This is a genomic window from Polaromonas sp., assembly GCF_030682935.1.
Lineage (GTDB): Bacteria > Pseudomonadota > Gammaproteobacteria > Burkholderiales > Burkholderiaceae_C > Polaromonas.
In genome coordinates this window covers 22444-47494 of the sequence record NZ_JAUXNA010000140.1, presented here as the reverse complement: position 1 = coordinate 47494, position 25051 = coordinate 22444, and the positions used below count along the sequence as shown (strand labels likewise).

Sequence of the window (25051 nt, the reverse complement as noted above, 5' to 3'; positions counted from 1 at the left end):
CCCGCCCGTGACCAATTCCCTGACATCCCCCATCCGCTGGCCCGCCGAAGCCGTCTGGGAGGCCCTGGCGCCCGCCCTGCCCGGTTTCACGGTCGAGGTGCTGCCCGAGGTCGACTCCAGCAACAGCGAGCTGATGCGGCGCTTCAGGGGCAGCGCCAGCGCGCAGCCCCAGCCCGAGCCGCTGCTGCTGGTGGCCGAGCAGCAAAGCGCCGGGCGCGGCCGGCTGGGCCGCAGCTGGCAAAGCCGGCGCGGGGACAGCCTGACGTTTTCGCTGGGCCTGTGCCTGCAGCCCGCCGACTGGGCGGGCCTGTCGCTGGTGGTGGGCATCAGCCTGGCCGAAAGCCTGGCCCCCCTCAACACCGGCCCGACCCGGATTGGCCTGAAATGGCCCAACGACCTGTGGCTGTGCGGGCCGGCCAGCGCCAAGGACGGCGAGGGCGGCGAGCGCAAGCTGGCCGGCATTCTGGTGGAAACCGCCAGCTGGGAAGGCCTGCGCTATGTGGTGATCGGTGTCGGCATCAACATCCGGGCGCTTGAGCTTCCCGCGCCTTCGGAAGCGACGCCCGCCATGGCCGCCATCCCGCCGGGCTGCCTGCAGGACTTGCACCCCGAGCTTGACGCGGCCGCCACGCTGCTGCGCGTGCTGCCGCCGCTGGTGCAGGCCGTGCAGGCCTTCGAGCACTTTGGTTTTGCCCCGTTTCAGGCGCGCTTTGCCGCGCGCGATGTGCTCGCAGGCCGGGCCGTGCAGCTGTCGGACGGCACCCAGGGCACTGCCCATGGCGTCGGCGAAAACGGCGCCCTGCTGGTGCATACTGCGGCTGGCATGAAAGAAATCACCAGCTCCGAAGTCAGCGTGCGGCCCGTTTCAGCCACCACGGCAGCGCCTCCATGCTGAGGCTGCTGGTGCTGGCGCTGCTGCTGGCCAACGCCGGCTACTGGGCCTGGACGCAAGGCCTGCTGGCGGCCTACGGTTTTGCCCCGGCCACCCTGTCGGAGCCGCAGCGCCTGGCGCAGCAGATCCGGCCCGAAGCCATGCGCCTGCTGAGTGCCAACGAAGCCGGGCAAGCGCAGGGCAACCCGCCTTCTGCAGCGGTGCGCCCCGCCCCCACCGAATGCCTGCAGGCCGGCCTTTTTACCGATGAGCAGGCCGAGGCACTGCGCCCCCGCCTGCAAAGCAGCCTGCCCGCAGGCAGCTGGGCGCTTGAAAGCAGCCAGGCGCCGGAGCGCTGGATTGTCTATATGGGCAAATACAGCAGCGAAGAATCTTTGGCCAAAAAACGCAGCGAGTTGCGCCAGCTGGGCCTGTCGGTCGGGCCGCTGATCAATCCGGCGCTCAGGCCCGGCCTGTCACTGGGCCACTTTAGCAGCCGGGACGACGCTGAAAGTGAGTTGACCAAAGTCGCCCAGCGCGGCGTGCGCACCGCCAGGGTGGTGCTGGAGCTGCCCGAAGTGAACGGCCAGATGCTCAGACTGCCCTCGGTCGATGCCGCACTGAAGGCCCAACTCGAAGCGCTCAAACCGCAGCTTGCAGACAAGACGCTGCAAGCCTGCCGCTGATGCACGACCCGGCCCCGCAGGCTGCGCGTCGATGCGAGGATGCTTTGGCGGGGACGCGGGCATCACTTGCAGCCGGGTCATGCACCCGTGCGGCTCAATGCCTGTGAGAGATCCCACCACTGAGGCGCTGCAGCAAGTCGGGGCCGATGTCGGAGGCGCGCAGCAGCACCCCGCCGCGCGCGCTCGCAAAGCGCTGTGCCGCAACGGCTTCGGCGAATGCGGGTAGATTGCCCGCTCGCATGGGTCCCATGGCCGACGAGCCGTGAACATAAATGGCACTGCTGGCAGAAATCCAGCGTCCGCTGTCGACATCCGTGACATAGCTGGCGACGATCTCGTCCGCGCGATGGCCGCGGGTGTAGCGGCCCACGTCCTGCAAGTACATGAACAGGCTCAGGGGCGAGTCGAAAAACTGGGCATCGCCATGGGCAAAGATCACCTGCGCGGCCCAGTCGGGCGAGCGCGCCGGATACATGCCGCAGACCGGGCAGCGCGCATCGGCAGGCACGGCGCGCGGCGCGGCCAGCGGCTGACCCAATGCCGGGTCGTACGGCGTCGGCGGCGCGACCACGCAGACATCGGGCGCCAGAGCCGGAGATGCGGCGGGCGCCAGCGCTTGCTGCACGGTCGGCACCACCCACAGCGCCAGGGCGATGGCGCCGAACACCAGCGCGCGCAGCACCTGCGGTGAGGTGTGCCGGCAGGGCAGTTCCATGGCGCGCTTACATCCGCGAGTCGTGCAGTGCGCCGCCGCTCAGGTCGACCATGTCGGGCCTGATGTCTGCAAAGCGCCGCACCTTGCCGCCGTACTCGACGGCAAACCTGGCGGCGTCGGCTTCCTGCGCAAAGCTCGCAATGGTGGGCCCCATCGAGCCGTGGCGCTTGCTGCCCGGCACATAGACGGCGGTCCTGGCGTCGATCCAGTGGCCGCGCGGCTGCTCCCAGTCGGCCTGGCCCATGTCCTGCACGTACACCGCCAGCACCTTGCGCACCTGCTCGGGCCGCAGCAGCATGTTGAACAATTCCACCGTGTCGCAAAAGAACACCGGCGCGGCAGCGCCGGCGTAGTGGATCTGCGCCTTGGGGCCGGGGTAGTCGGCCAGCAGCATGCCGTCGAGCTCGCACGAGGTGGCCGCGCCGATCTCCACCGGCGCCAGCGCCCGGGCATCGCCGGGCCGGTCACCGCAAGCGGCCAGGCCGCCCAGTGCCCCCAGCGAGGCGAGCGCGGCCAGGCCCAGCAGTTGGCGGCGGCGGCAGGAACAGGTGTAGCTCATGATTTGAATCTCCAGCGTGCCAGCGCAAGCGGCACAATAATCCAGGCCAGCATGACCGCGCCCATCAGCCAGGGCTTGGCCAGGGCGGGCGGCACGATGCTGGCCAGGCCATACAGGGTGCGAACATCTTCGAGCGAAAACACATTGAGGATGCGAAACACATCCGCGGGGTTGAGCAGCAGCATATAGGCGAAGGCCTCGCCGCCGTAGGCGCCGCCCGTGCCGACCAGCGCGCCCAGCAGCAGCAGGTCGAACACCAACACAAAGAAAAACCACATCGCAATCGCCAGCCCCGAAGCGCGCGTGCGGTCGCGCGCCACCACCGACACCAGCACGGCGAGGCTCAGGAATGCCAGGCCCAGCAGCACCGAGCTGATCATGAAGCCGACATAGTGGTACAGCCCGGCCCAGCTGAACTGACTGTAAAGCAGCACCGCCACCAGGCCAAAGCCCGCCAGCGTGGACAGCGTGAGCGCTGCCGCGAGACCGAGGTATTTGCCCAGCAGCAGCTCCAGCCGCGTGATGGGCAGCGCCAGCAGCAAGTCGAGCGAGCCGCGTTCGCGCTCGCCGACGATGGCGTCAAAGCCCAGCAGCAGCGCGATCAGCGGAATCAGGTAGATCACCAGACTGACCAAACTGGCGATGGTGAATTCGATCGATCGAAAGCCGACCGTGCCCTGCTGCGCACCGCCAAAATAAGCGATCACCAGCGAAAACACGGTGAACACCAGCGCCACCGCCAGCACCCAGCGGTTGCGCATGCGGTCGCGAAATTCCTTGGCGGCGATCGTGAAAATTTGCGTCAGTTCCATGGGTGCTCCTTCAATCGGAAAATCCGAAGAACACATCTTCGAGCGACGGTTCCTGCATCTTCACGTCGAGCACGCGCGTGCCAAACGGCGCCAGCGCCGCGAGCACGGCCATCTTCGATTCGCGCGGGCAGCGCAGGCGCAGGCCCGTTGCCATGGGTTCCGGCGCAACGCCGACTGATTGCAGCAGCGCTTGCGCCACGGCCGGCGCATCAGCGGCGTCCAGCCGCAACTCAAACACCAGCGGTATGTGCGTCTGTTCGCGCAAGGCCTGCACGCTACCCACGGCCTGCAGCTTGCCGGCCGACATGATGGCCAGGCGCCCCACCCGCTCCTGCAGTTCGGCCAGGATGTGCGAGGTAATGATGATGGTCACACCCTCGCTCTGCAGGCCGCGCAGCGTGGCATAGAAGTCGCGGATGGCCTGCGGGTCCAGGCCGTTGGTGGGCTCGTCAAGAAACAGCACCTGCGGCGAGCCCAGCAGCGCCTGCGCAAAACCCAGGCGCTGGCGCATGCCCTTGGAATACTCGCGCACCGGGCGCGACCCGGCATGCGCCAGGCCGACGCGCTCGAGCGCTGGCGCGCACTGGGCCAGCGGCGCGTGCTTGAGGCGGGCAAAAAAACGCAGGGTTTCAAGGCCACTCAGGTTGTCGTAGAGCACGACGTTTTCGGGCAGGTAACCCAGGTGGCGTCGCGCCGCGCGAAAGCCGCGCCCGGCTACCTGCGCACCGCCCACCAGAATCTCGCCCGCCGTAACCGGTACCAGTCCGAGCATCATCTTGAACAGCGTGCTTTTGCCCGCGCCGTTGTGCCCGATGAGGCCGAAGATTTCGCCGCGCTGAATGTCCAGATCGACACCGTCGACCGCATGCAGCGGGCCGTAATGCTTGGTCACGCCGCGCAGCGAAACCGCGATGCCGTTATTGACCGGAAAAATGCTTGCCACGCCATTGACTCCAATGTTGGTTGCCCGGTTGCATGCGCGGCTTGGGATCAACCACCGAAGGCACGCGCAAAATCGGAAACTGCTGGCCCACCAGGCGCAGCGCCTGCACGGCCGGGCTGGCCAGCAGCAGCTTCATGCTGGGATGTTGCCAGGTCAGGCGATCGACCATGTCGTTGGCCTCGTAGGGCACATCGCCAATGCCATTGCCGTCGCGGTCCCAGCCGAGGTAGTTGCTCCAGTGGTTGCCGCTTTGGGCACCCCAGCGCTCGTCTCGCGCCCCGACATAGCGTACCTGCTCGCGGTTGGCGATGAAATCGTTGCCCTCGACCACGTTGCGCGTCGAGCCCGCCGCCAGGTGCACGCCAACCACGTTGTCGACCACCAGATTGCCCCTGAGCGTGGCGTACTCGACGTCGTAGATGAAAAACCCGCGATTGTTGCCGGCCACCACGTTGTTCTCGATCACCGAATCCTGGATGGTGCGCAGCATGATGCCGTGGTCGGAGTTGCCCCAGGCGCGGTTGTTGCGCACGACCTGGTCGCGCACCTCCATGAGCGCCAGGCCGCCCCGGTTGTAGTAGCTGTCGTTGTCTTCCCACAGGTTGTGGTAGGAATTCATGTAGTGGGTGCCGTAGCGGCTGTGGTGCAGCTTGTTGCCGCGAAAAATCGCATGGTGCGACACGTCCACGTACAGCGCGTCGCGCATGAAGCTGATGTTGTTGTCAAAGATGCGCGCGCCCGTGGTGTTGTAGAGCTGCACGCCGTTGCCGCGCTGCGAGGAGTTGTACTCGCGCTTGCCGGTAATCGTGTTGCCCTGCACCCGCACGTCGTTGGCCTTTTCGATCCACAGGCCGAACAGGTTGTAGGTCAGGTCGCAGTTCTGCACCACGGCGCGGTGCGCGCCCGGGTAGAGGTAAATGCCGGCGTTCTGGTCCTTGAGGCTGTCGCCAGAGTCGCGCACTATCAGGCCCTCGATCACCACGTCGGGCGCCGTGACGCGGATGGTGTCGCCGGTCTGGCCGCCGCTGAGCGTGGGGCGATTGATGCCGCGCAAAGTCAGCGGCTTGTCGATCAGCAGGTTGACACGGTAAAAGCCCCGCGCCACCTCGACCACATCGCCCGGCGCCGCCGCCTTGACCACGGCGGCCAGGTCGTCGCCTGGCCGCACCGTCAGCGTGGCGGCGACCGCACTGCCCGCGCCGATGAGGGCCGCCAGGGCTAGCGCCAGAGCCAGCACCGGCGTTTTCATAATGACAACAAGCCCAGCGCCTTGAGCGCGAGGAACAGCGCCGCGCCGATCAGCAGATTCTTGAATCCGACATAGCTCAGCATGTCCATCACGCTGGCACGGCGGTAATGGTCCTGCCACCACGGGCCGTCCTTCACGTAGCGCTTGCCCGACAGGCGGATCAGCACCTCGTAGACGCTCCAGCCAAACCACCATCCAATGATGGCCCCTGAGGAAAGGGTTCCCATCGCCGTCATCACCCAGGCCACGCTCGCCGCTACGGCCAGCGAGAAGCCCGCTACCTGCAGCGCCCGCTGCGAGTGCCAGCCTTCGCTGCTCCATGGCCACAGGTGGTCGCGCAGTTCGAGCCATAGCCACTGCAGCCCACGCGGACCCCCCTTGTGTGGCGGCAGCGCTGAATCTGTGGGCATGCGTGGATCCGGCCCCTGGGCCGCCTTGGCGCTGATCTGTTCGGTGAAGCTGCTGGCCGGGTGGATCGGGATGAAATAGCCATTGACGTCAACCGGCGTGATCTCCAGCCCATCGCGCTCGCGGCGCTTGCGCTCCCTGGCCAGCGGCGGGCAGCCCCTGGTATCCGTGTAGAGCACCATGCAATCGAGGCAGTGCAGGCATTCGCGGTGGTCGATGCGGCCGTCGGCGTCGATGGCCTGCGCGCCGCAGCCCACGGCGCAGGCTTTGCAGCTGTTGCAGTCCTGCTTGCGCTTGAGACCAAACCAGCGGAAGGTGCTGGGCATCGCCAGCGAGGCGCCCAGAGGGCAAAGGTATTTGCAGTAGGGTCGTTCAATAAAGATCGACAAGCCCAGCAGCACGGCCACAAACAGGCCATAGGGCCATGCACGGTTGTTGATACCGACCAGGAAGGTGGTCTTGAACGGCTCGACCTCGGAGAGTTTCTCGGCCAGCCCCATCGAGAACATCGACACCGTGATCAGGCCGAAGAACACCGCGTACTTCAGCCATTTGAGGCGGTCATGCCAGACCTGTGGCAACTGGGTCTGAAAGCGCTTGAAGCCGACCACGCGCGCCACCTTGTAAATCGCCTCGGAGAGCGAGCCAAACGGACACATCCAGCCGCAAAACAGCCCGCGGCCGAACAGGAACACGGTGATGATGATGAAGATCCAGAACAAGAAAATGAACGGGTCGGAAAGGAACAGCGACCAGGTCCACTGGAACAGCAGCGCATGGAACCAGGTCAGCACCTGCGTGATGGACGGCTGGGCCATGGCGCCAAAACCGACGAACACAATGCTGATGGCCCAGGCGCTGTACTTGAACGCGTTGACGGGCCATTTGTTCTTGTGCGTGGACCGGCGCGTGAGCTTTTCGCGCAGCGCATAGACCACGGTCACCGCCACCAGCAGCAGCGCAAACAGCGCGATCCCGACAGCGCGCGACTGCCAGATGCGCACCCACGGCGCGTCGGGCTCTTCAATTTTCGGGCGCCCGCCTTCGAGAGCGGCGGCGGGCAGCCAGTAGGGGGCATCAAAGCTCGTGAAGACGCGCGCGCCGGTCGCGCGGTCCACGCGGTTGCCCAGAAAACTGAGCTTCCATGGGTACGCGGCTGAAAACGACGTCGGGCGGATGATGAAGATGGCCGATTCGTTGAACGACGGCGCGCCCGCAGCATCGATGCCGTAAAGGTTGAGCGCATCAAGATCACGAAAAGTGAAGGCATCGGCGCCCTGGCGCACCTGCACGCGGTCGTAAATGCCGCCGCGCACAAAGCCCGACCCCTTGAACGATTCCGCGCCGCGCGTGCGAATCACAAAAATCGCGTGCTCGTCTTCCTTGAGCTGCAGGCGCAGGTTGTTCCAGCTGTTGTCACCCAGCAGGCTCTTGCCGATGTCGGGGTGGTTGAGGTCGCCAAACCAGAGTTCGATAAAGGGCTCGGGCCCACGCTCCAGGCCCACCTGTTCGGGGTTGACCCGCAAGCGCTGCACAGCGCCCTGCTTGACCAGTTCGTCCCAGCTGGAGCGCTTGCCGTTGACGACGTAGCGCGCGGGCTCGCGCACGGTGGGCGCCAGAATGCCGACCTGGCGCGCCACGACCGTGCCGGAGGTCATCATCACCTGATTCTGCGCGATCACGGTGACGGTGGCGCCGGAGATCGCGTCCAGGCCCAGCACGCCTTCATCGGGGCGCGACTGTCCCACTTCTATCTTGTCGGCCACCGACTTGCCGATGTATTGCGCATTGAAGCGCAGCAGCGTTGACTCGGGAATGCCGAGCAGCAAAATCGGCTCGGAATGCTTGAGCACCTTGACGCCCACGAAACGGCCGGCCTTGTCCATGCCGATCAGCGTCACCACCGACTTGCCCGAATAGGCCGGCGTGTCGGTGATGTCGGTGGACAGCATCACATAGCCCAGCAGTTTCTTTTGCGCGCTGGCGTTATCGTAGGCCTCCACGTAAGGCGGCTGGCCCTTGCGCTCGGAGAAGTTCGTGGCGCCGGGGAATACCTCGGCGCAAGGCACCAGGGCGCACATGTCCCTGGCGGTATTGAGTTCGGGCGGCAGCGCCGCCTCATAGGCGCCTGCGCGCACACTGCCCGCCGACATGGCGAGCACGAGAAACAACGCAGCCAGGCAGGCATCCCCCCTGGCTGCCAACTGTCGGCATCTCAAATACATATCTTCCCTGAAGAACAAGCGCCGCGCGGATGCGGCGCTTGCAAGGTTCAACCCGTCAAATCAGGCTTCAACGATCATACGCGTGCGCATTTCCAGGTGCAGCGCATGACAGAAGTGGGTGCAGTAGCACCAGAACACGCCGACTTTGTCGGCCACGAACGTGACCGAGGCGGTTTCCAGCGGATTGACGATGAAGTTCACGTTGTGGTTGGGAATCGCGAAGCCGTGCGTCAGGTCCTCGATCTTGTCCAGGTTGGTCAGGATCAGCGTGACCTCGTCGCCCTTCTTGAGCTTGAACTCGCGCAGGCTGAAGGCCGGCGCCTGCGAGGTCATCTTGACCGTGACCTTCTTGCCATTGCGGAACACGCCGGATTCCTTGGGGTCCTTGATGGCCAGCGGGAAGTCGTCGAGCGCATACACCTGCTTCGGGCGCACCAGATCGCGCTTGAAGATGATGAAGTCATGCGGCTCGCCGCGCACCGGGTGGTCGGCCAGCAGCACCATCTTCTCGCCAGAAATGTCCACGATCTGCTCGTTCTCGGGGTGCAGCGGGCCCACCGGCAGGAAGCGGTCCTTGGAGAACTTGCAGCCCACGGCCAGGTACTTGCCGTCGGCAAACATGGTTTCCGACTGCGAGGCGTTGATGTGGCCCGGCTGATAATGCACATCCAGGCGATCGACCACGTACTTGGCGCTCTTGTCGCCGGCGTGGAACTTGATCGCGGCTCCCACATTCCACTTCACCACCTGGCTGTCCAGGAACAGCGTGGTGTAGGCGTTGCCGCGGCCGTCAAAGGCGGTGTGCAGCGGGCCCAGGCCCAGTTCGACCTCGGCGACGATGACCGAGTCCAGCTTCTCGAGCTTGCCCTCGAACCAGTCGAGCACCTTGGCGAGTTCGATCACGGTGCCGGTGGGCGAGAGCTTGCCGGCGCAAATGAAGTATTTGCCATCGGGGCTGGCGTTCACGCCGTGCGGGTTCTTGGGCACGGACACATAGGCCGTGAGCGCGGTCTTGGGGTCCTTGTTGGCCTCGTGCGTGCCGTCCACCACCGGCACCTTGGAGCCCGCAATGGTCTTGAACTTGCCGGCCTTGACTGCGGCCTCGATGCGGGCCACGTTGAAGAACAGGCAGGCGTCGCGCTCGGCGGACATCATGTCCTCGTACTTCGCGCCCATCTCGGTGTTGTACTGGTTGACCGCGGCCAGCTTGCCGTCATAGGAAGTGGCGACCAGATCACAGTTGCCGTCGATCTGCACCTGCCAGCGCACTTCCATGCTTTCGGCGTCCACGCAGCTGAACAGCGAGCGGTACTTGGATGCATCCTCGGTGGCGGTGTTGGGCAGGGGGATGGAAAACTCGCCGCCGCAGAACACGCGCGTGGTGTAGTTGATCTTCTCGTCCACCGGGTCGCGCTTGTCCGGGAAGATGCCGTGAAAGCCCTGCACATTGGGCAGGTCCGTGATCTTGTCGCAGACGAAATAGTCCAGGCGTATGCGCGCGATGCGGCTGTTGATCTTGTCGTTGATCCAGGCGTAGCGGCCGTCGTAGTTGCCGTCCTTGTAGGAGGCATGGGTGTGGTGGGAGTCGCCCACCGTGTACCTGAGGCTGCCGTCAGCCTTGGTGCCCATCACCTTCTTCGATTCATTGGTAATGCCCCAGCCCACCAGCGCATCGGGCACAAAGCAGGGGATGCGGTGGATCTCGCGGCCCGAGGGCAGGCCCAGCACACGCATGTCGCCGGTATGGCCGCCACTCCACAGGCCGTAATAGGTATCCAGCTCGCCCGGCTTCAGATGCGTGGCATTGTCGCCACCCCGGGCAGCGCCCGTGGATGCACCGCTTGCCGCCGGCGTCGCTGGTGCGCCCGTGGTCGCCTTGTCGGTACAGGCGGCCACGCCGACCGTCAGGCCCGCCAGCGCGGCGGTGTTGATGAACCTGCGGCGGCCGAGACCGCTGGGTTGTTCGGACGGAGTGTTTGGTTTCTGGCTCATGGTGGAGTTCCTAAGTAGACAAGGCGCTTGGCTGCCTTGCGGACGGTGCTTGCTCGGTGACAGCCTTTATGATTGCTTCAAGATGCTTCACCGACATTGAGCGAGATCAATGATCCATTTCAAATGCAACTTTTTGTCCGCCAAGGCGTGCAAAGCATGGTGCATACGTCGGCTTAGGTGTCTAGAATTTGCATCACATTCCAACGGAGTCCTTCCATGCACAAACCCCTGAATGCGCTGGCCATCGCCGCGCTGGCCTTTTTCCTGACCGCTTGCGGCGATAAAAACCAGGCCACCACCGGCGCCCCCGCGCCAGCGCCCGCGACGGCACCTGCTGCGGTTACGGCGCCGGTCGCCGAGAACGCACTGGGCAAGAGCGTGTTTGGCAAGGCTTGCGCCTTGTGCCATGCAGCCGGTGTGGCCGGCGCGCCCAAGCCCGGTGACAAGGCTGATTGGGCGCCGCGCATCGCCCAGGGCACCGACATTCTGTACAAGCATGCGCTGGAGGGCTTCACCGGCGCCAAGGGCATGATGCCGGCGCGCGGCGGCGGCACCACGCTCCCGGATGATGAAGTCAAGGCCGCCGTGGACTACATGGTGGCTCAATCACGCTAAAGGCCAGGCGATGACGCTCACGCCTCGCCTGAACAACGGACGCCGGCGCATGCTCGCCGGCCTGCCCTTGCTGGCCACTGCGCTGTTCCTCAAACCGGCCCTGGCAGATCCGAGGGTACGGCAGGCCTCGCGCAGCCTGATGGGCACGCGCGTGGACATCACCGTGCAGGCCCTGAACGCCGACGCAGCCGAGGCGGCGATGGCAGCCGCATTCGCCGAAATGGCGCGACTGAGCGACATGATGAGCCGCTATCGCGCCACCAGTGTGGTCAGCGCCCTGCACCTGGCTGCGGGACTGCAGCCCGTCGCGGTGGCACCCGAGATGATGCACGCGCTGAAAATGGCGAGGCAGATGTCGGAGCGCAGCCAAGGCGCGTTTGACATTACGGTGGGGGCATTTCAGGGTTGGAATTTTGACCCGGCGCAAACAATTATTCCGGATGCCGCGGAAATTGCGCGTGAATTGCCGCTGGTGAACTACCGGGACTTGATACTCGACGAGAAATCCGCCACGGCCTATTTGCGGCGCCGCGGCATGCGCGTCGATTTGGGCGGGATTGCCAAGCTCCCGATACTGCAAGCGGGCATGCAGGTATTGAAGCGCCATGGCATGGCCGACGCGATGATCAATGGCGGCGGCGATGTGCTCGTGAGCGGGCAGCTGCAGGGACGCGACTGGCGCGTGGGCTTGCGCGATCCGCGCGCACCGGAGCGCATCGTGGGGGTGCTGGATCTGAGCGAGGGCTTTGTGGCGGCCTCGGGCGACTACGAGCGCGGCTTCATGCGCAATGGCCGACGCTACCACCATATCCTGGATCCCAAGACCGGCCAGCCCACGGCCGGCCCGCATGGCGTGGCCCTGGTGTCGCGCAAGCTGGAGGACATCAACGGCCTGGGCGCGGCCATCATGGTGGCCGGCGCCGAAGCCGGCCGCCGTCTGCTTGCGCCGCTCAAGGGCGTGGACGCATTGCTCGTCGAGTCTAACCAGCGCCTGTGGCTGTCGGCGGGCATGGCCAAACGCCTGCATGCCTGAATACTTGATGCTTGCGCAATGGCGCGGGACGATTGGGTCGGCGGCAGCCAGCCATCATTGCTAAGATCGTGCCACCGCGGAACGAGCCACCCGGCCGGCTACCGCCCTCCCAGCCACGCACCCGAAAGCACACCCCATGAAAATCGAAAAAGACACCGCCGTCACCCTGCGTTTCAAAGTCTCCGACGCGCAGGGCAAGCGCATTGAGGAAAGCGCCGAGCCCATGGTTTACCTGCACGGAGGCTACGGCAACACCCTGCCCAAGATCGAAGAAGCGCTGCAAGGCCAGGAGCCCGGCTTCGAGACCGTGCTGGCGCTGCAGGCCGAAGACGCCTTCGGCCTGCGCGACGAAAGCCTGGTGCGCACCATTCCGCGCAGCCAGTTTCCGGCCGGCGTCAAAGTCGGCGGCCAGCTCGAAGGCCGCGGTAGCGACGGCCGCGAGCAAATCTTCAACGTCTCGAAAATCAAGGGCGACATCGTCCTGCTCGACGGCAACCACCCGCTGGCCGGCAAGGCCTTGCGCTTTAGCCTGAAGGTCATGGACGTGCGCCAGGCGTCTGCCGAAGAAATTGCGCACCAGCATGTGCATGGCGAACACGGGCACCAGCACTGACGCCTTGATGCGGCCAGCGCGAAGGCCCCAGGCGGACTGAATGCGCAACGGCTGCAAGTGCTGCGGACATAAAAAAGACAGGCCAAGCCTGTCTTTTTTGAGCGCGCGAAAAACGATTACTTGACGGCGCCAGCGGCTTTCACGTCAACCTTGCCTTCAGCTTTCACGGCAGAAGTTTCGATATTGGCAGCGGCCTTGTCGGCTTTTGCATCGACCTTGACTTTGTCGACTTTGGCGGTTGCATTCACAATCGCCGTATCGGCTTTCGCATCGGCTTTGACATTGACCGTATCGGCCTTGGCCTGGGCAGTCACCTTGTCGGCAGCTTTGGCCTTGGCCACTTTGGCGCGGGCTTTGGATTTGGCTTTTGCCGCCTTGGCCTTGGCAGTGGATTTCTTTTCGGTGGCGGTCACTTCGGCTTTTTGCACTTTGGCATCGGCAGTGGCATCCACTTTGGCTTCGGATTTGTTGGCAGCAGCTACGGCGTTGACAGCCTTGACTTCTGCTTTCACCACGGCAGGTGTCGCAGGCGCAATAACCGGTGCGGGCGCTTGTGCAAATGCGGCGCTGACAAACAGACCGGAGATCAAGGTAGCGAGTAATTTGTTCATGGTATTCCTGTGAATTGGATTCGTCTGCCGAATGATTTCGTGACGACCAAGAGCTCAACGGCAGGCAAGCGCAGCCTGTTGACCGCCATTACACGGCGTTGCACTTGAGCGCCGGGACCGCAGCGCCCGGTGTCGCCACAGTGGCAAGTGGGCGCAGCCCGGCCGATGTAACCTCAACGCCCAGCACCCCGCCATGAAATCCACTTCTCCGTCCTCTCCGTCCTCTCCGACCTCCCCCGCAGCCCGTGCCGCGCCCGCCCGCTCGGTGTGGGTCATGCTGTTTGCGCTGACCACCGCGTTTGCGCTCAGCCAGGCCTACCGCACGGTGGCCGCCATCATGGCCGCGCCGCTGCAAGCCGACTTTCACCTCAGCGCGCAAGCGCTGGGCCTGTTTGCGGGCGCCTTTCACTTTGCCTTTGGCGCCATGCAGCTGTTCATGGGCATCGGCATCGACCTGCACGGCGTGCGGCGCACCGTGCTGGTGGCGTTTCCGGTGGCGATTGCCGGCTCGGCGCTGTCGGCGCTGGCAACGAACTACAGCGTGCTGGTGCTGGGCCAGGTGCTGATCGGCATGGGCTGCGCGCCGGCCTTTCTGGTCTGTACGGTGTTCATTGCGCGGCACCTGCCCAGCGAGCGCTTTGCCGCGATTTCCGGGCTCACGCTGGGACTGGGCGGCATCGGCATGCTGCTGACCGGCACGCCGCTGGCCTGGCTGATCGAGGCCACCTCGTGGCGCATGGGATTTTGGGTGCTGGGCGCGTGTGCCGCGCTGGCCTGGGGCCTGATCTGGACGCTGGTGCATGAGCCAGCGCCGCCGGCCAGCCTGGTTGGCGCGCCCCCCCGCAAGGAATCGCTGCGCCAGGCGATTGGCCAATTTGGCGCCATCTTCATGCTGCCGCACACGCTGGGCATTGTGCTGCTGGCCAGCGTCGGCTATGCCTCGTTCATTTCGCTGCGCGGGCTCTGGCTGGGGCCGCTGCTGATGCAGCGCCACGATTTCACGCTGGTGCAAAGCGGCAACGTGGCGCTGGTGATGTCGCTGGCCTCGCTGATCGGTCCGCCACTGTTTGGCCGGCTTGACCCCGGGCCACTGCACCGGCGCCGCTGGATTGTGGGCTTTACGCTGCTGCTGGCCGGCCTGTTTGCCGCGTTTGCGCTGACGCACAACCCGCTGATCGACGTGCTGGGCCCGATCGTGATTGGCGCGCTGTCGGGCTTTTTGGTGCTGCAGTACGCCGACGTGCGCGCCGCCTACCCGGCCGCCATCACCGGCCGCGCGATGGCGGTGTTCACCATGGCGATGTTTCTGGGCGTGGCCGCCATGCAGTGGTTCACCGGCATCGTGGCCTCGGTGGCCAGCGCCCAGGGCGCCGACCCGTTCACGGCCGTGCTGGCCAGCATTGCCGCGCTGCTGGCCGCCGGGGCGATGGCGTTTGTGCTGCTGCCGGGGCCGGCCCCGAACCCGGCGCGCTAGTGTGGTGTTGCATGCTTGACGGTACCAATAAAACCGGTGGCTTTTTGTTCAGGGCAAGGCGCAAACCACAGCAATAGCCCCGCTATTGCGCGGATTTGCAACGCCGCCATGGACAAAAAGACGCGGTTTTATGTGCCGGATAGCGTGCAACTCCACACCAGGATGCGTCAAGGCCGCTCGCCCGTGATGTAGTGCTCCAGCTGCTCGATGATGAACTGCTGCTCGGAAATGATGTCCTTGACCAGGTCGCCAATCGAGACAATGCCGAGCAGTTTGCCGTCCTCCATGACCGGCAGGTGGCGCAGCCGGTTTTCGGTCATCAGCGCCATGCACTGCTCGGTGGTGTGGTGCGGGCTGACAAACATCACCGAGCTGCTCATGACCTCGCGCACCCGGGTTTGCGGGGAGGTGCGTCCCAGCAGCACGATTTTTCGGGCGTAGTCGCGTTCGGTCACGATCCCGACAATCGCCTCGCCGTCCTTCACTATCAGTGAACCAATGTTTTTTTCAGCCATCAGCTGGAGCGCGTCAAACATCGACGCGGTGGGGGCGATGGCGTACACGCCAGGGTCCGCTTTTGACTTCAGAATGTTGGCAACGTATTTCATGGCGGGCCTCCCAGGGGTGAATGCGCAAATGCAGCGACCATATTAGCCAGCCTGCCCTCTCACCGCAACCGCGTTGATCAAGATTGCATCATCGACGCGCGTCAGCACGGCCGTATTCCTGGGTGTATCGATGCCTTGCCAGGCCGCTTCACCGGGGTCGATGCATGCGAAACAACTGCTCCGGGCCCACCGTGAAATAGTCGGCCGGCCCGCCACCGCGCAAAATGTGCCCGGCCGCAGCGGTGTCGTACACCCCGTTTTTCAGCAGCCCCTCGTCGATGTGCACCGCCACCACCTCGCCCAGCACCAGCCAGGTCGGCACCTTGTCGCCGTTGGCGCCCTCCAGCTGCACGATCTGCGTGCGGCGGCATTCAAACGACACCGGGCTTTCCAGCACGCGCGGCACCGCAACCAGGCGCGATGCCACCGGGGTCAAGCCCGCCAGCTCAAACTCGCTGACCTCGGGCGGCACGGCCGCGCAAGTCTGGTTCATGGCCTCGGCCAGCGGGCGCGTGGCCAGGTTCCAGACAAACTCGCCGGTCTGCTCGATGTTGCGCACCGTGTCCTTGTAGCCAATGCTGGCAAAGCCGACGATGGGCGGCGTGTAATTGAAGGCGTTAAAAAAACTGTAGGGCGCCAGGTTCAGCGCGCCCGCCTCATTGCGCGACGAAATCCAGCCAATCGGGCGCGGCCCGACGATCGCGTTGAAAGGGTCGTGCGGCAGGCGGTGGCCGTCACGCGGTTCGTAAAAGTGAATGGCATTGGTCACAGGCAAGTCCACAGGGGGTTGGGGGCATTGACGATACCCGAAACCGCCCCGTGGCGCGTGGCGGGCAAGGCCGGCCCGGCGACAGAAGGCTTACTTGGTCGCGTCCTTGACGATTTCCTTGGCGTCACCGAAGGCTTTTTGGGCACTGCCCGCCACCTGCTTGACCAAGCCTTTGGCCTCCTGCTCTTTGCTGCCCACCAGTTTGCCGGCCGCTTCCTGAATTTTTCCAGCGACTTCCTTGGTAGCGCCTTTGATCTGGTCCTTGTTCATGCTCAAAACTCCTTGTGAAATCGACTCGATAACGCCAGGCCAGGCCCGACACAACAGCGTGCCTGTAAAGCACTCGCGGGTCAGCGTTTTGTCGTTGCGCGCTGACCAGCCACCACCTTACCGTCGCCAGCGCAGCCGTCTGTAGGTCAGCCCCCACAAAGCCTGTCAGCACGCCGCACAAGCACCCTTGCGGGCATCCGGCCATTGATGCGGCCCGGCCTTGATTGCTATGTTATTAATAGCTAATTGCGCCCGTCTTACCTGGGCTAAAGGCTGTTTTTATGCTTAATCACACTTCAGCCAGCCGCAGCATCGCCAGATTGCTTTTGGCGAGTATTTACCCTACTCATTCGCGCAAATGAATACCTTACGCTTACTTTTTCAGTAATGCGGGCTGGCCCCGCCCCTCATTCACCGGCATGATGGTCAGTTACAAAGAGTTGACGTGTGTGTTGAGAGGTTGGTGATTCCCGGATGGCGATTCTTATTCCTGCAATCGGTACGTGCGTTTCACGCATGACTAGCGGCGAACGGCGGCTGGCCGAACGGCTGGAGCAAAAACTCGACGACGACTATTTGCTCTGGTACGACGTGCCCGTGGGCCCCAGGCATTTGCACCCTGATTTTGTCGTGATGCACCCGAGGCGCGGCCTGCTGATTCTGGAAGTCAAAGACTGGAGCCCCAAGACCATTCAACGGGCCGACAAGCAAAGCTGGCAAGTCTTTGTGGACGGCATGCTCAAGACGCAGCCCAACCCCGCCGAGCAGGCCAGGCAGTACGCGCACGCAGTTGCCGATGCCCTCAAGCGCGACCCGCAGCTGGTGCATGCCGATGGCCAGCACCAGGGCGGACTGTGCTTTCCGTGGAGCTACGGCGTGGTGTTTCCCAACATGACGCGCAAGCAGTTCACCGAAGGCCAACTCGATCAGGTCATTGAACCGCACCAGGTGATTTGCAGCGACGAAATGCTGGACAAGGTGGACGCCGAAGACCTGCAAAGCCGCCTGTGGGGCATGTTCCCGTTCATGATGCGCGGCGTCATGTCGCTGCCGCAGCTGGACCGCGTGCGCTGGATCATGTTTCCTGAGATGCGCGTGCAAACCCAGGGCGCGCTGTTTGACGACAGCGATGCCGAGGCCGAACTGCCCAGCATCATGCGCGTGATGGACCTGCAGCAAGAGCAACTCGCCCGTAGCCTGGGCGACGGCCACCGCGTGATCCACGGCGTGGCCGGTTCCGGCAAAACCATGATCCTCGGCTACCGCGCCGAGTACCTGGCCAAGGCCCACACCGCCGCAAGCAAACCCATCCTGATTCTTTGCTACAACGAGCCGCTGGCCGTCAAGCTGGCCTCCGTGATGGAGGCCAAGGGTCTGGGCGACATGGTGCATGCGCGGCATTTTCATAAATGGTGCCGCGACCAACTGGTGGCGTTTGGGCAAACACTGCCTGCGCAAAACATGCCGGTGGACATGAAGATGGTCGACATGGTGCAACGCGTCATCCAGGGCGTGGACCGCAAGCAAATCCCCAGCGGCCAATACCAGGCCGTGCTGATCGACGAAGGCCACGACTTTGCGCCCGAGTGGCTCAGACTGGTCACGCAAATGGTGGACCCCACGACGAACAGCCTGCTGGTGCTGTACGACGATGCGCAAAGCATTTACGAGCGCAGCCGCAGCAAACAGTTCAGCTTCAAAAGCGTGGGCATTCAGGCGCAAGGTCGCACCACGATTCTGAAAATCAACTACCGCAACACCCGGCAGATTCTGCAAACCGCCAGCCTGATTGCGGCGGACCTGCTGACGGCCGACGACAAGGACGACGACGGCATACCGCTGCTCAAGCCCATCAGCTGCGGGCGCGACGGCCAAGCGCCCATCCTCATCAAACTGCCCAGCCTGCGCGAAGAGGCATTTGCCATTGCCGACCAACTGAGCCACGCCCACAAGGAAGGTCACGCCTGGGGCGACATGGCCATCCTGTGCGCGGACTGGAAGAGCATGGACCTGTGCGCCGATGCCCTGCACCAGCGCAAGCTGCCGTTCAACGTGCGCAAGCGCACCGGCGAATACAACCCCGCAGCCGACGCCATACAGATCATGACCATGAAGGTCAGCAAAGGCCTGGAGTTCCCCGTGGTGGCCCTGCCCGGCGTGGGGCACATGCCTGCCAAGGGCGAAGACGAGCAGGAGGCCGCGCGGGTGTTCTATGTGGCGGCGACGCGGGCGACGCAGAGGTTGGTGATTGGGGTGGGTGGGGATGGGGGGTTTGGGGTGAGGTTGACCTGAGTGTCGTGTCGTACAGTACCCCACTAGTTATTTGAAAGACCGACTCCCATGGCCCGTGCACTCACAGCAAAACCCGACAAAGAAGAGCCACTGGAAAAACAGCTCTGGAAGGCTGCCGACAAGCTGCGTAAGAACATTGATGCGGCCGAATACAAGCATGTGGTGCTTGGCCTTATTTTCCTCAAGTACATCTCCGACTCCTTCGAGGAGCACTTCATCAAGCTGCAGACTGGTGCAGGTGACTTTGCCGGTGCTGACCCGGAGGACAAAGATGAATACAAGGCAGAAAGCATCTTCTTCGTGCCGCCTGATGCGCGCTGGTCTCACCTGCTGGGCAAAGCCACGCAGCCAGACATTGGCAGCTATGTGGATGGCGCCATGGACGCCATTGAGAAAGAGAACCCCTCCCTCAAGGGCGTTCTGCCCAAGGTCTTTGCACGACAAAACCTCGATCCCGCCAGCCTGGGCGGACTAATCAACCTGGTGGGCAACATCGCCCTGGGCGATGCCAAGGCCCGCAGCGCCGATGTGCTGGGCCATGTCTTTGAATACTTCCTGGGCGAATTTGCGCTGGCCGAAGGCAAGCAGGGCGGGCAGTTCTACACCCCGCGCTCCATCGTCGAGCTGCTGGTGGTCATGCTGGAGCCCTACAAGGGCCGGGTGTTTGACCCCTGCTGTGGCTCCGGCGGTATGTTTGTGCAGTCGGAGAAATTCGTCACCGAACACCAGGGCCGCATCAACGATATCTCCATCTTCGGGCAGGAAAGCAACCAGACTACCTGGCGGCTGGCCAAGATGAACCTGGCCATTCGCGGCATTGACGCATCCCAAGTGAAATGGAACAACGAAGGCTCCTTCCTCAACGACGCGCACAAAGACGTGAAGGCCGACTTCATCATCGCCAACCCGCCCTTCAATGTCAGCGACTGGAGTGGCGAGCTGCTGCGCAAGGATGGCCGCTGGCAATACGGCGTGCCGCCCACCGGCAATGCCAACTTTGCCTGGCTGCAGCATTTCAACCATCACCTGGCCCCCAATGGCCGCGCGGGCGTGGTGCTGGCCAAGGGCGCGCTCACCAGCAAGAGCAGCGGCGAGGGCGACATCCGCAAGGCGCTGGTGGCGGATGGCAACCTGATCGACTGCATTGTCAATCTGCCCGCCAAGCTGTTCCTGAACACGCAGATTCCGGCGGGCCTGTGGTTCATGAACCGCGCCCGCAACAACGGCCACCCGCGCAAGGGCGAAATTTTGTTCATCGATGCCCGCAACCTGGGCCACCTGATCAACCGCCGCACGCGCGAACTGAGCGACGAGGACATCCAGAAGGTTGCCGACGTTTACCACGCCTGGCGCACCGGCGAGAGCGAGTACGCGGACGAAAAGGGCTTCTGCGCCTCGGTGCCGCTGGCGCGGGTGGCGGAGCTGGATTACGTACTGACGCCGGGGCGTTATGTGGGGCTGCCGGATGAGGAGGATGATTTCGATTTTGCGGAACGCTTTGCTGCGCTAAAAGCGGAGTTTGAGGCTCAGCTATTTGATGAAGCGAAGCTGAATCAGACTATTGCCGAGAGTCTGGCGAGGGTAAATGTATGAGCAGGTGGGAGGCGACAACGCTTGCTGATCTATGTTCGGACATTTCTTACGGCTATACGACTAGTGCCAAGCAAACCGCAGTTGGCCCCAAATTTCTACGAATCACTGACATTACTCCTGATCGAATAAATTGGGCCGATGTTCCATATTGCGTTGCCGATAAAAAAGACGTTCATAAATATAAGCTGAAAAATGGCGACATCGTTATTGCGCGGACGGGTGCCACAACTGGATACAACAAGCTTATAAAAGATATTTCATTTGATGCTGTGTATGCGTCGTACTTGATTAGGTACGAAATAGACGCAACTAAAGCCGTACCTGATTTTGTTGGTCATATTTTGCAATCTTCGGCATGGTATGACTATGTGGATGCCATTGCAGGCGGGTCTGCGCAACCGGGAGCAAATGCAAAACAATTAGGAAGTTTTGAATTCTCGCTACCCCCATTTGCCGAACAAAAAGCCATCGCCGCTGTACTCAGCAGCCTCGACGCCAAAATCGACCTGCTGCACCGTCAGAACAAAACCCTCGAAGCCATGGCTGAAGCTCTATTTCGCCAATGGTTTGTGGAAGACGCGCAAGAGGGCTGGCATGAAAGGCCGCTCAGCAGCATTGCCAATTTCTTGAATGGTTTGGCCTGCCAGAAATATCCGCCAACCGATGATGTTGAAAAACTGCCCGTTCTGAAAATTCGCGAGCTAAGCAATGGCATCTCTGACACTGCGGACTGGGCAACGAGCCACGTCAAGCCCGGGTACATTGTCGAAGCTGGCGATGTAATCTTTGCTTGGTCCGCGTCCTTGATGGTCAAGGTCTGGGATGGCGAAAAGTGTGTGCTGAACCAGCACCTGTTCAAGGTCACGTCGGACGAGTTCCCCAAGTGGTTTTATCTGCGGTGGTGCAAGCACCATCTTGCCGAGTTCATCGCCGTCGCTGCCAGCCATGCCACCACCATGGGGCACATCAAGCGCGGCGACCTGGACGCGGCGATGGTGCTGGTGCCGCCACCACCTGTGCTTGCAACCATGTCAAAGCAGATGCAGCCACTGCTGGACAAGCAGATCGCGAGTGCCCGGCAGCGCAAGACGCTGGAAAAGCTGCGTGACACCCTGCTGCCCAAGTTGATGAGTGGTGAAGTGCGGGTAGCCTACTGATGGAAAAGCTCAAGGCGACGCTTGCCCAATACAGCCGCTGGCAACCCTATGGGGTCTATGTGGACCGGATGGAGGGTCATCTTGAATCGGACTTCAGTGTCTCCGTTGAAAATGCAAAGGCGCTGCTGGAAGGCATTGGCAAGGAAATTTGCGATGCGAAGTGCATTGCGCTCGCGAATGCACCCGCCATCAGCGTCGTGTTGAAGACAGCCTTTCGCGCATTGGGCTACAACGGCGAGCAACTGGTGACCCAGGTGTCGACTTCATTGGCCAACATTGGCCAGTTGATTGGCACGCTGCGAAACGAAATCAGCCCGACGTCGCACGGCAAATCGCTGAAAGAATTGAGCGACAGGAATGACAAAGTCGATTTGCTCACCCGAGATTTTTTGATCGACAGCACCTTGGTCGTGGCGGTGTTCCTGATTCGGGCGTTTGAGGAGAGAAAAGGCGATGTCGTCGCACCAGCGGCTGGTGCCGGGGCTGCCGATGTCCCCCCTGAGTACGACGATCACGAAGATTTCAATAACTATTGGGATGAATCTTTCGGCGAATTCACCATGGGTCAGTACTCCTACCCCGCCAGTGAGATCTTGTTCAATGTGGACTTGCAGGCCTATCAAGCGGAATACAAAGACTTTATGGAATCCGAACAACTGCCTGCAGAAGCTGCTGATTTGCAAAGTGAACAAGCATGACTGACAAAAACCTGCCGCAAGCCGCCAACTTCATCCTCTACACGGCCGCCAATGGCGATATCAACTTGAACGTGGCCCTGCGGGATGAGACGGTCTGGCTGACCCAGAAGGCGATGGCTGATCTCTTTGCGGTGGGGGTGCCCGCCATCAACAAACACCTGAAAAACATATTCGATACCGGGGAGTTGCAGGACAAGGCAGTTATTTCCATTTTGGAAACAACTGCCGCCGATGGTAAAAGCTGCCAGCCCAAAAACTACAAGCTGGAAACGACGCAGTTCCCCGTCTGGGCTCGGGTGGAGGTTTAGCATGTCCCAATTGAAAACCTACGAAAAAGTTGTTTTTGAAAAGCTCTTTGACAGAGGTGGTTTCGTCTTGAGCTTTACTGACAAGACGTTCTCTGAGTTTTTCAGGGAGCATGGGGTTGATATCGATAACGAAAAGTATCGATTCAATGGGTCATCAAAGATGAAACGTTTGAGGGCATTTTGGGAGACCGAACAGGATGCTCTCGTTGCAGGGGTATTGGACGCATTACTGGAATACGCCTGCGTAACTGAAACAGTGGATGAATCTGAAAAAAACAAAGCCCTCGCCATCCTCAATCGTTTATCAGGTCAGAGAACCAGCGAACCAAAAAGCGCTTCCAACGAGCAGGATTTCCTGGCGCAGGAGTATTCACAAACTATTGACTTGGCACGACTGGAAATGGATGCTGCATTTCAGGGTGTGATTGAGCAAAGAATAAGTGAAATACATAAATCACTAAATGCCGATGCAGCGCTAGCCGTCATTTTTTTATGTGGCAGCACATTGGAGGGTTTGTTGCTGGATGCCGCAACCAAAAACAACCAAAGTTTTAACCGTGCCACTTCCGCCCCGAAGGGCAGAAGTGGGGAAGTGCGGCCATTTCATGAGTGGACGCTCGATAGCCTGATAAACACAGCACACGAAGTCGGCTTGTTATCTCTGGATATCAAGAAACACAGCCATTCGTTGAAGGACTTTCGCAATTACATTCATCCACGTCAACAAGCAGTTCAAAACTTCAAGCCAGATTCACACACGGCAAAAATTTGTTGGCAGGTTTTACAGGCTGCTGTTGCCAATTTAGGGGGGCAACGGAAATGATCGCGTACATCACCAAGCTAACCCAACTGCTGGCCTTGCCCGCCGAAAACGAGGTGGTGGAGTTCAAGGAAGCCAAGAAGGGCTACGACTTCACCAAACTGGGCAAGTATTTTTCGGCGCTGTGCAACGAGGCCAACCTGAAACGCCAGGCCTCGGCTTGGTTGGTCTTTGGCGTAAATGACCAGCGGCAGGTGGTGGGTTCCAACTTTCGTTTGACGCGCAAGGATCTGGACAGCCTGAAGGAAGAGATTGCGAACAAGACGACCAATCGCATTACCTTCATCGAGATTCACGAGGTGGCGCACGCCAACGGGCGCGTGGTGTTGTTTGAGATTCCGGCCGCACCCAAGGGCTTGCCCGTGGCCTTCGACGGCCATTACTATGGGCGCGATGGCGAAGCGCTGTCGCCGCTAAACCTGGAGGAGATTGAGCGCATCCGGGCGCAATCGACGGTGGAGGACTGGAGTGCAGTGATCGTGCCCGCTGCCAGCCTGACTGATCTGGATGAAGAAGCCCTCGAGATGGCGCGGCGCAACTTCAAGAGCAAGTTTCCCGATAAGGCTGCCGAGGTGGATGGCTGGGACATGCCAACCTTTTTGAATAAGGCCAAGCTAACCATCAAAGGGCACGTCACCCGCACCGCGCTGTTGCTGCTGGCCCGGGAGGAAGCCGAGCAGTTCCGGTTGCCAGCAGAGGCCAAGATTCGTTGGCTGCTGAAAGACCATCTAGGCAACGACCGGGACTACGCCCTGTTTGGCATGCCGCTGCTGCTGGCGGTGGACAAGGTGTACGCCAAGATTCGCAACCTCAAATACCGCTACATCCGCGAAGGTACGCTGTTCCCAGATGAAATTGATCAGTATGAACCCTATGCGATTCGTGAGGCGCTGAACAATTGCATTGCGCACCAAGACTACACGCTGGCGGGGCGCATCAATGTGGTGGAGCGGGAAGAGAGTCTGAGCTTTACCAACAAGGGCAGCTTTGTTCCAGGGGATGTGAGCCGGGTGGTGATGGAGGACGCACCCGAGGAACATTACCGCAACCGCTTTCTGGCTACCGCCATGTTCAACCTAAAGATGGTGGATACGGCGGGCGGCGGCATTCGAAAGCTGTTTTTGTTCCAGCGGCAACGGTTTTTTCCAATGCCGGACTACGACCTCTCAGGCAACCGCGTGATGCTGACACTAACCGGCAAGGTGTTGGACATTGATTACGCTCGTTTGCTGGCGCGGGACGGCGGCTTAACGCTGCAAGACATCATTGCACTGGACAAAGTGCAAAAGCGCCAAGAACTAAGTAGTGATGAAGAAAAGTTGTTGAAGGCAAAAGCCTTGATTGAAGGCCGCAAGCCAAACTTCTTTGTCGCCAAGTCGTTGGCTCAGCAAACAGGCCAGAAAGCGCGCTACAGCAAAAACCTTGCGTTCGACAAGCAGTATTACCTGGACCTAATTTGCAAGGCTGTGAAAGAACACGGTTCAATGGCTCGCAAGGATATTGATGAACTGCTGTGGAACAAGCTGCCGGAGTGGATGGATGATCGGCAACGGAAAATCAAGGTAGGGAACTTGGTTGCCGAGCTACGGCGACAAAAGAAAATTATCAATCGCGGTAGCGATACTCGCCCCTCTTGGGCTCTCGTAAGTTCAAAAAATTAATGAGAGCTTATGAGAGGTTGATGGGTTTTTAAGACTAAAAACCGATATAAATCAACAGGTTGCGCTCTC

24 protein-coding genes are annotated in these 25051 nt (G+C 61.7%); 13 read left to right on the top strand and 11 right to left on the bottom strand.

What is annotated here, in order from left to right:
- Nucleotides 1–7: 7 nt before the first annotated feature.
- Complete coding sequence (locus tag Q8K05_RS06770; RefSeq protein ID WP_305245747.1) at nt 8–895, top strand: biotin--[acetyl-CoA-carboxylase] ligase; 888 nt, start codon at nt 8–10, stop codon at nt 893–895.
- Nucleotides 889–1557: an SPOR domain-containing protein gene (locus Q8K05_RS06765; RefSeq protein ID WP_305245746.1), complete on the top strand. Its 669-nt coding sequence runs from the start codon at nt 889–891 to the stop codon at nt 1555–1557. The genes Q8K05_RS06770 and Q8K05_RS06765 overlap by 7 nt, the downstream gene beginning before the upstream one ends.
- Before the next feature lie 94 nt (nt 1558–1651).
- Here the strand turns inward: Q8K05_RS06765 and Q8K05_RS06760 are convergent, their stop codons facing one another.
- From Q8K05_RS06760 to nosZ, 7 genes are all read right to left on the bottom strand, one after another.
- Entirely contained in the window at nt 1652–2272 is a 621-nt protein-coding gene (locus tag Q8K05_RS06760; RefSeq protein ID WP_305245745.1) for a nitrous oxide reductase accessory protein NosL, read from the bottom strand.
- A 7-nt stretch (nt 2273–2279) separates the two neighbouring features.
- Complete coding sequence (locus Q8K05_RS06755) at nt 2280–2831, bottom strand: nitrous oxide reductase accessory protein NosL (RefSeq protein WP_305245744.1); 552 nt, start codon at nt 2829–2831, stop codon at nt 2280–2282.
- Nucleotides 2828–3643: an ABC transporter permease gene (locus Q8K05_RS06750; protein WP_305245743.1), complete on the bottom strand. Its 816-nt coding sequence runs from the start codon at nt 3641–3643 to the stop codon at nt 2828–2830. The genes Q8K05_RS06755 and Q8K05_RS06750 overlap by 4 nt, the downstream gene beginning before the upstream one ends.
- Before the next feature lie 10 nt (nt 3644–3653).
- On the bottom strand, nt 3654–4586 hold the full coding sequence (locus tag Q8K05_RS06745) for an ABC transporter ATP-binding protein (RefSeq protein ID WP_305245742.1): 933 nt from the start codon (nt 4584–4586) through the stop codon (nt 3654–3656).
- The gene (locus Q8K05_RS06740) at nt 4561–5835 is read right to left on the bottom strand and encodes a nitrous oxide reductase family maturation protein NosD (protein ID WP_305245741.1); all 1275 of its coding nucleotides are present in this window, start codon (nt 5833–5835) and stop codon (nt 4561–4563) included. Before Q8K05_RS06740 ends, Q8K05_RS06745 begins: the two co-directional genes overlap by 26 nt.
- A complete protein-coding gene (locus Q8K05_RS06735) occupies nt 5832–8396 on the bottom strand; it encodes a NosR/NirI family protein (protein ID WP_305245753.1) in 2565 nt (854 codons plus the stop codon). The genes Q8K05_RS06740 and Q8K05_RS06735 overlap by 4 nt, the downstream gene beginning before the upstream one ends.
- Before the next feature lie 132 nt (nt 8397–8528).
- Entirely contained in the window at nt 8529–10460 is a 1932-nt protein-coding gene (gene nosZ, locus Q8K05_RS06730) for a TAT-dependent nitrous-oxide reductase (RefSeq protein WP_305245740.1), read from the bottom strand.
- A gap of 216 nt (nt 10461–10676) precedes the next feature.
- On the opposite strand from nosZ, the gene Q8K05_RS06725 reads away from it, so the two are divergent.
- The 3 genes from Q8K05_RS06725 (at nt 10677) to Q8K05_RS06715 (ending at nt 12721) form a co-directional block, all read left to right on the top strand.
- Nucleotides 10677–11075 (top strand): cytochrome c5 family protein, encoded by a 399-nt coding sequence (locus Q8K05_RS06725; RefSeq protein WP_305245739.1) that lies wholly within the window; start codon nt 10677–10679, stop codon nt 11073–11075.
- Between the two features lie 10 nt (nt 11076–11085).
- Complete coding sequence (locus tag Q8K05_RS06720) at nt 11086–12108, top strand: FAD:protein FMN transferase (protein ID WP_305245738.1); 1023 nt, start codon at nt 11086–11088, stop codon at nt 12106–12108.
- Nucleotides 12109–12244: 136 nt separating this feature from the next.
- The gene (locus tag Q8K05_RS06715; RefSeq protein ID WP_305245737.1) at nt 12245–12721 is read left to right on the top strand and encodes a peptidylprolyl isomerase; all 477 of its coding nucleotides are present in this window, start codon (nt 12245–12247) and stop codon (nt 12719–12721) included.
- A 116-nt stretch (nt 12722–12837) separates the two neighbouring features.
- Here the strand turns inward: Q8K05_RS06715 and Q8K05_RS06710 are convergent, their stop codons facing one another.
- On the bottom strand, nt 12838–13332 hold the full coding sequence (locus tag Q8K05_RS06710; protein WP_305245736.1) for a hypothetical protein: 495 nt from the start codon (nt 13330–13332) through the stop codon (nt 12838–12840).
- Nucleotides 13333–13525: 193 nt separating this feature from the next.
- On the opposite strand from Q8K05_RS06710, the gene Q8K05_RS06705 reads away from it, so the two are divergent.
- Complete coding sequence (locus tag Q8K05_RS06705; protein WP_305245735.1) at nt 13526–14806, top strand: MFS transporter; 1281 nt, start codon at nt 13526–13528, stop codon at nt 14804–14806.
- A 167-nt stretch (nt 14807–14973) separates the two neighbouring features.
- On the opposite strand, the gene Q8K05_RS06700 is transcribed toward Q8K05_RS06705, so the two are convergent.
- The 3 genes from Q8K05_RS06700 to Q8K05_RS06690 all read right to left on the bottom strand — a co-directional run bounded on the left by Q8K05_RS06700 (nt 14974) and on the right by Q8K05_RS06690 (nt 16453).
- Nucleotides 14974–15414 carry a CBS domain-containing protein gene (locus tag Q8K05_RS06700; RefSeq protein WP_305245734.1) on the bottom strand — a complete coding sequence of 147 codons (441 nt, stop codon included), beginning with the start codon at nt 15412–15414 and terminating at the stop codon, nt 14974–14976.
- 148 nt (nt 15415–15562) lie between these two features.
- Nucleotides 15563–16183, bottom strand: a complete 621-nt coding sequence (locus Q8K05_RS06695; RefSeq protein ID WP_305245733.1) for a flavin reductase family protein — start codon at nt 16181–16183, stop codon at nt 15563–15565.
- Nucleotides 16184–16273: 90 nt separating this feature from the next.
- Complete coding sequence (locus Q8K05_RS06690; protein ID WP_305245732.1) at nt 16274–16453, bottom strand: CsbD family protein; 180 nt, start codon at nt 16451–16453, stop codon at nt 16274–16276.
- 474 nt (nt 16454–16927) lie between these two features.
- Here Q8K05_RS06690 and Q8K05_RS06685 point away from each other — a divergent pair, with 474 nt between their 5' ends.
- From Q8K05_RS06685 to Q8K05_RS06655, 7 genes are read left to right on the top strand one after another with little or no spacing between them, the layout of a single operon-like run.
- A complete protein-coding gene (locus Q8K05_RS06685; RefSeq protein WP_305245731.1) occupies nt 16928–18745 on the top strand; it encodes a DEAD/DEAH box helicase in 1818 nt (605 codons plus the stop codon).
- 48 nt (nt 18746–18793) lie between these two features.
- Nucleotides 18794–20338, top strand: a complete 1545-nt coding sequence (locus tag Q8K05_RS06680) for a class I SAM-dependent DNA methyltransferase (RefSeq protein ID WP_305245730.1) — start codon at nt 18794–18796, stop codon at nt 20336–20338.
- Nucleotides 20335–21495 (top strand): restriction endonuclease subunit S, encoded by a 1161-nt coding sequence (locus tag Q8K05_RS06675; protein ID WP_305245729.1) that lies wholly within the window; start codon nt 20335–20337, stop codon nt 21493–21495. Before Q8K05_RS06680 ends, Q8K05_RS06675 begins: the two co-directional genes overlap by 4 nt.
- Nucleotides 21495–22193 carry an abortive infection family protein gene (locus Q8K05_RS06670; protein ID WP_305245728.1) on the top strand — a complete coding sequence of 233 codons (699 nt, stop codon included), beginning with the start codon at nt 21495–21497 and terminating at the stop codon, nt 22191–22193. Before Q8K05_RS06675 ends, Q8K05_RS06670 begins: the two co-directional genes overlap by 1 nt.
- Nucleotides 22190–22501 carry a hypothetical protein gene (locus Q8K05_RS06665; protein WP_305245727.1) on the top strand — a complete coding sequence of 104 codons (312 nt, stop codon included), beginning with the start codon at nt 22190–22192 and terminating at the stop codon, nt 22499–22501. Before Q8K05_RS06670 ends, Q8K05_RS06665 begins: the two co-directional genes overlap by 4 nt.
- Before the next feature lies 1 nt (nt 22502).
- Complete coding sequence (locus Q8K05_RS06660; protein WP_305245726.1) at nt 22503–23324, top strand: hypothetical protein; 822 nt, start codon at nt 22503–22505, stop codon at nt 23322–23324.
- On the top strand, nt 23321–24982 hold the full coding sequence (locus Q8K05_RS06655; protein ID WP_305245725.1) for an RNA-binding domain-containing protein: 1662 nt from the start codon (nt 23321–23323) through the stop codon (nt 24980–24982). The genes Q8K05_RS06660 and Q8K05_RS06655 overlap by 4 nt, the downstream gene beginning before the upstream one ends.
- The last annotated feature ends 69 nt before the right edge of the window (nt 24983–25051 follow it).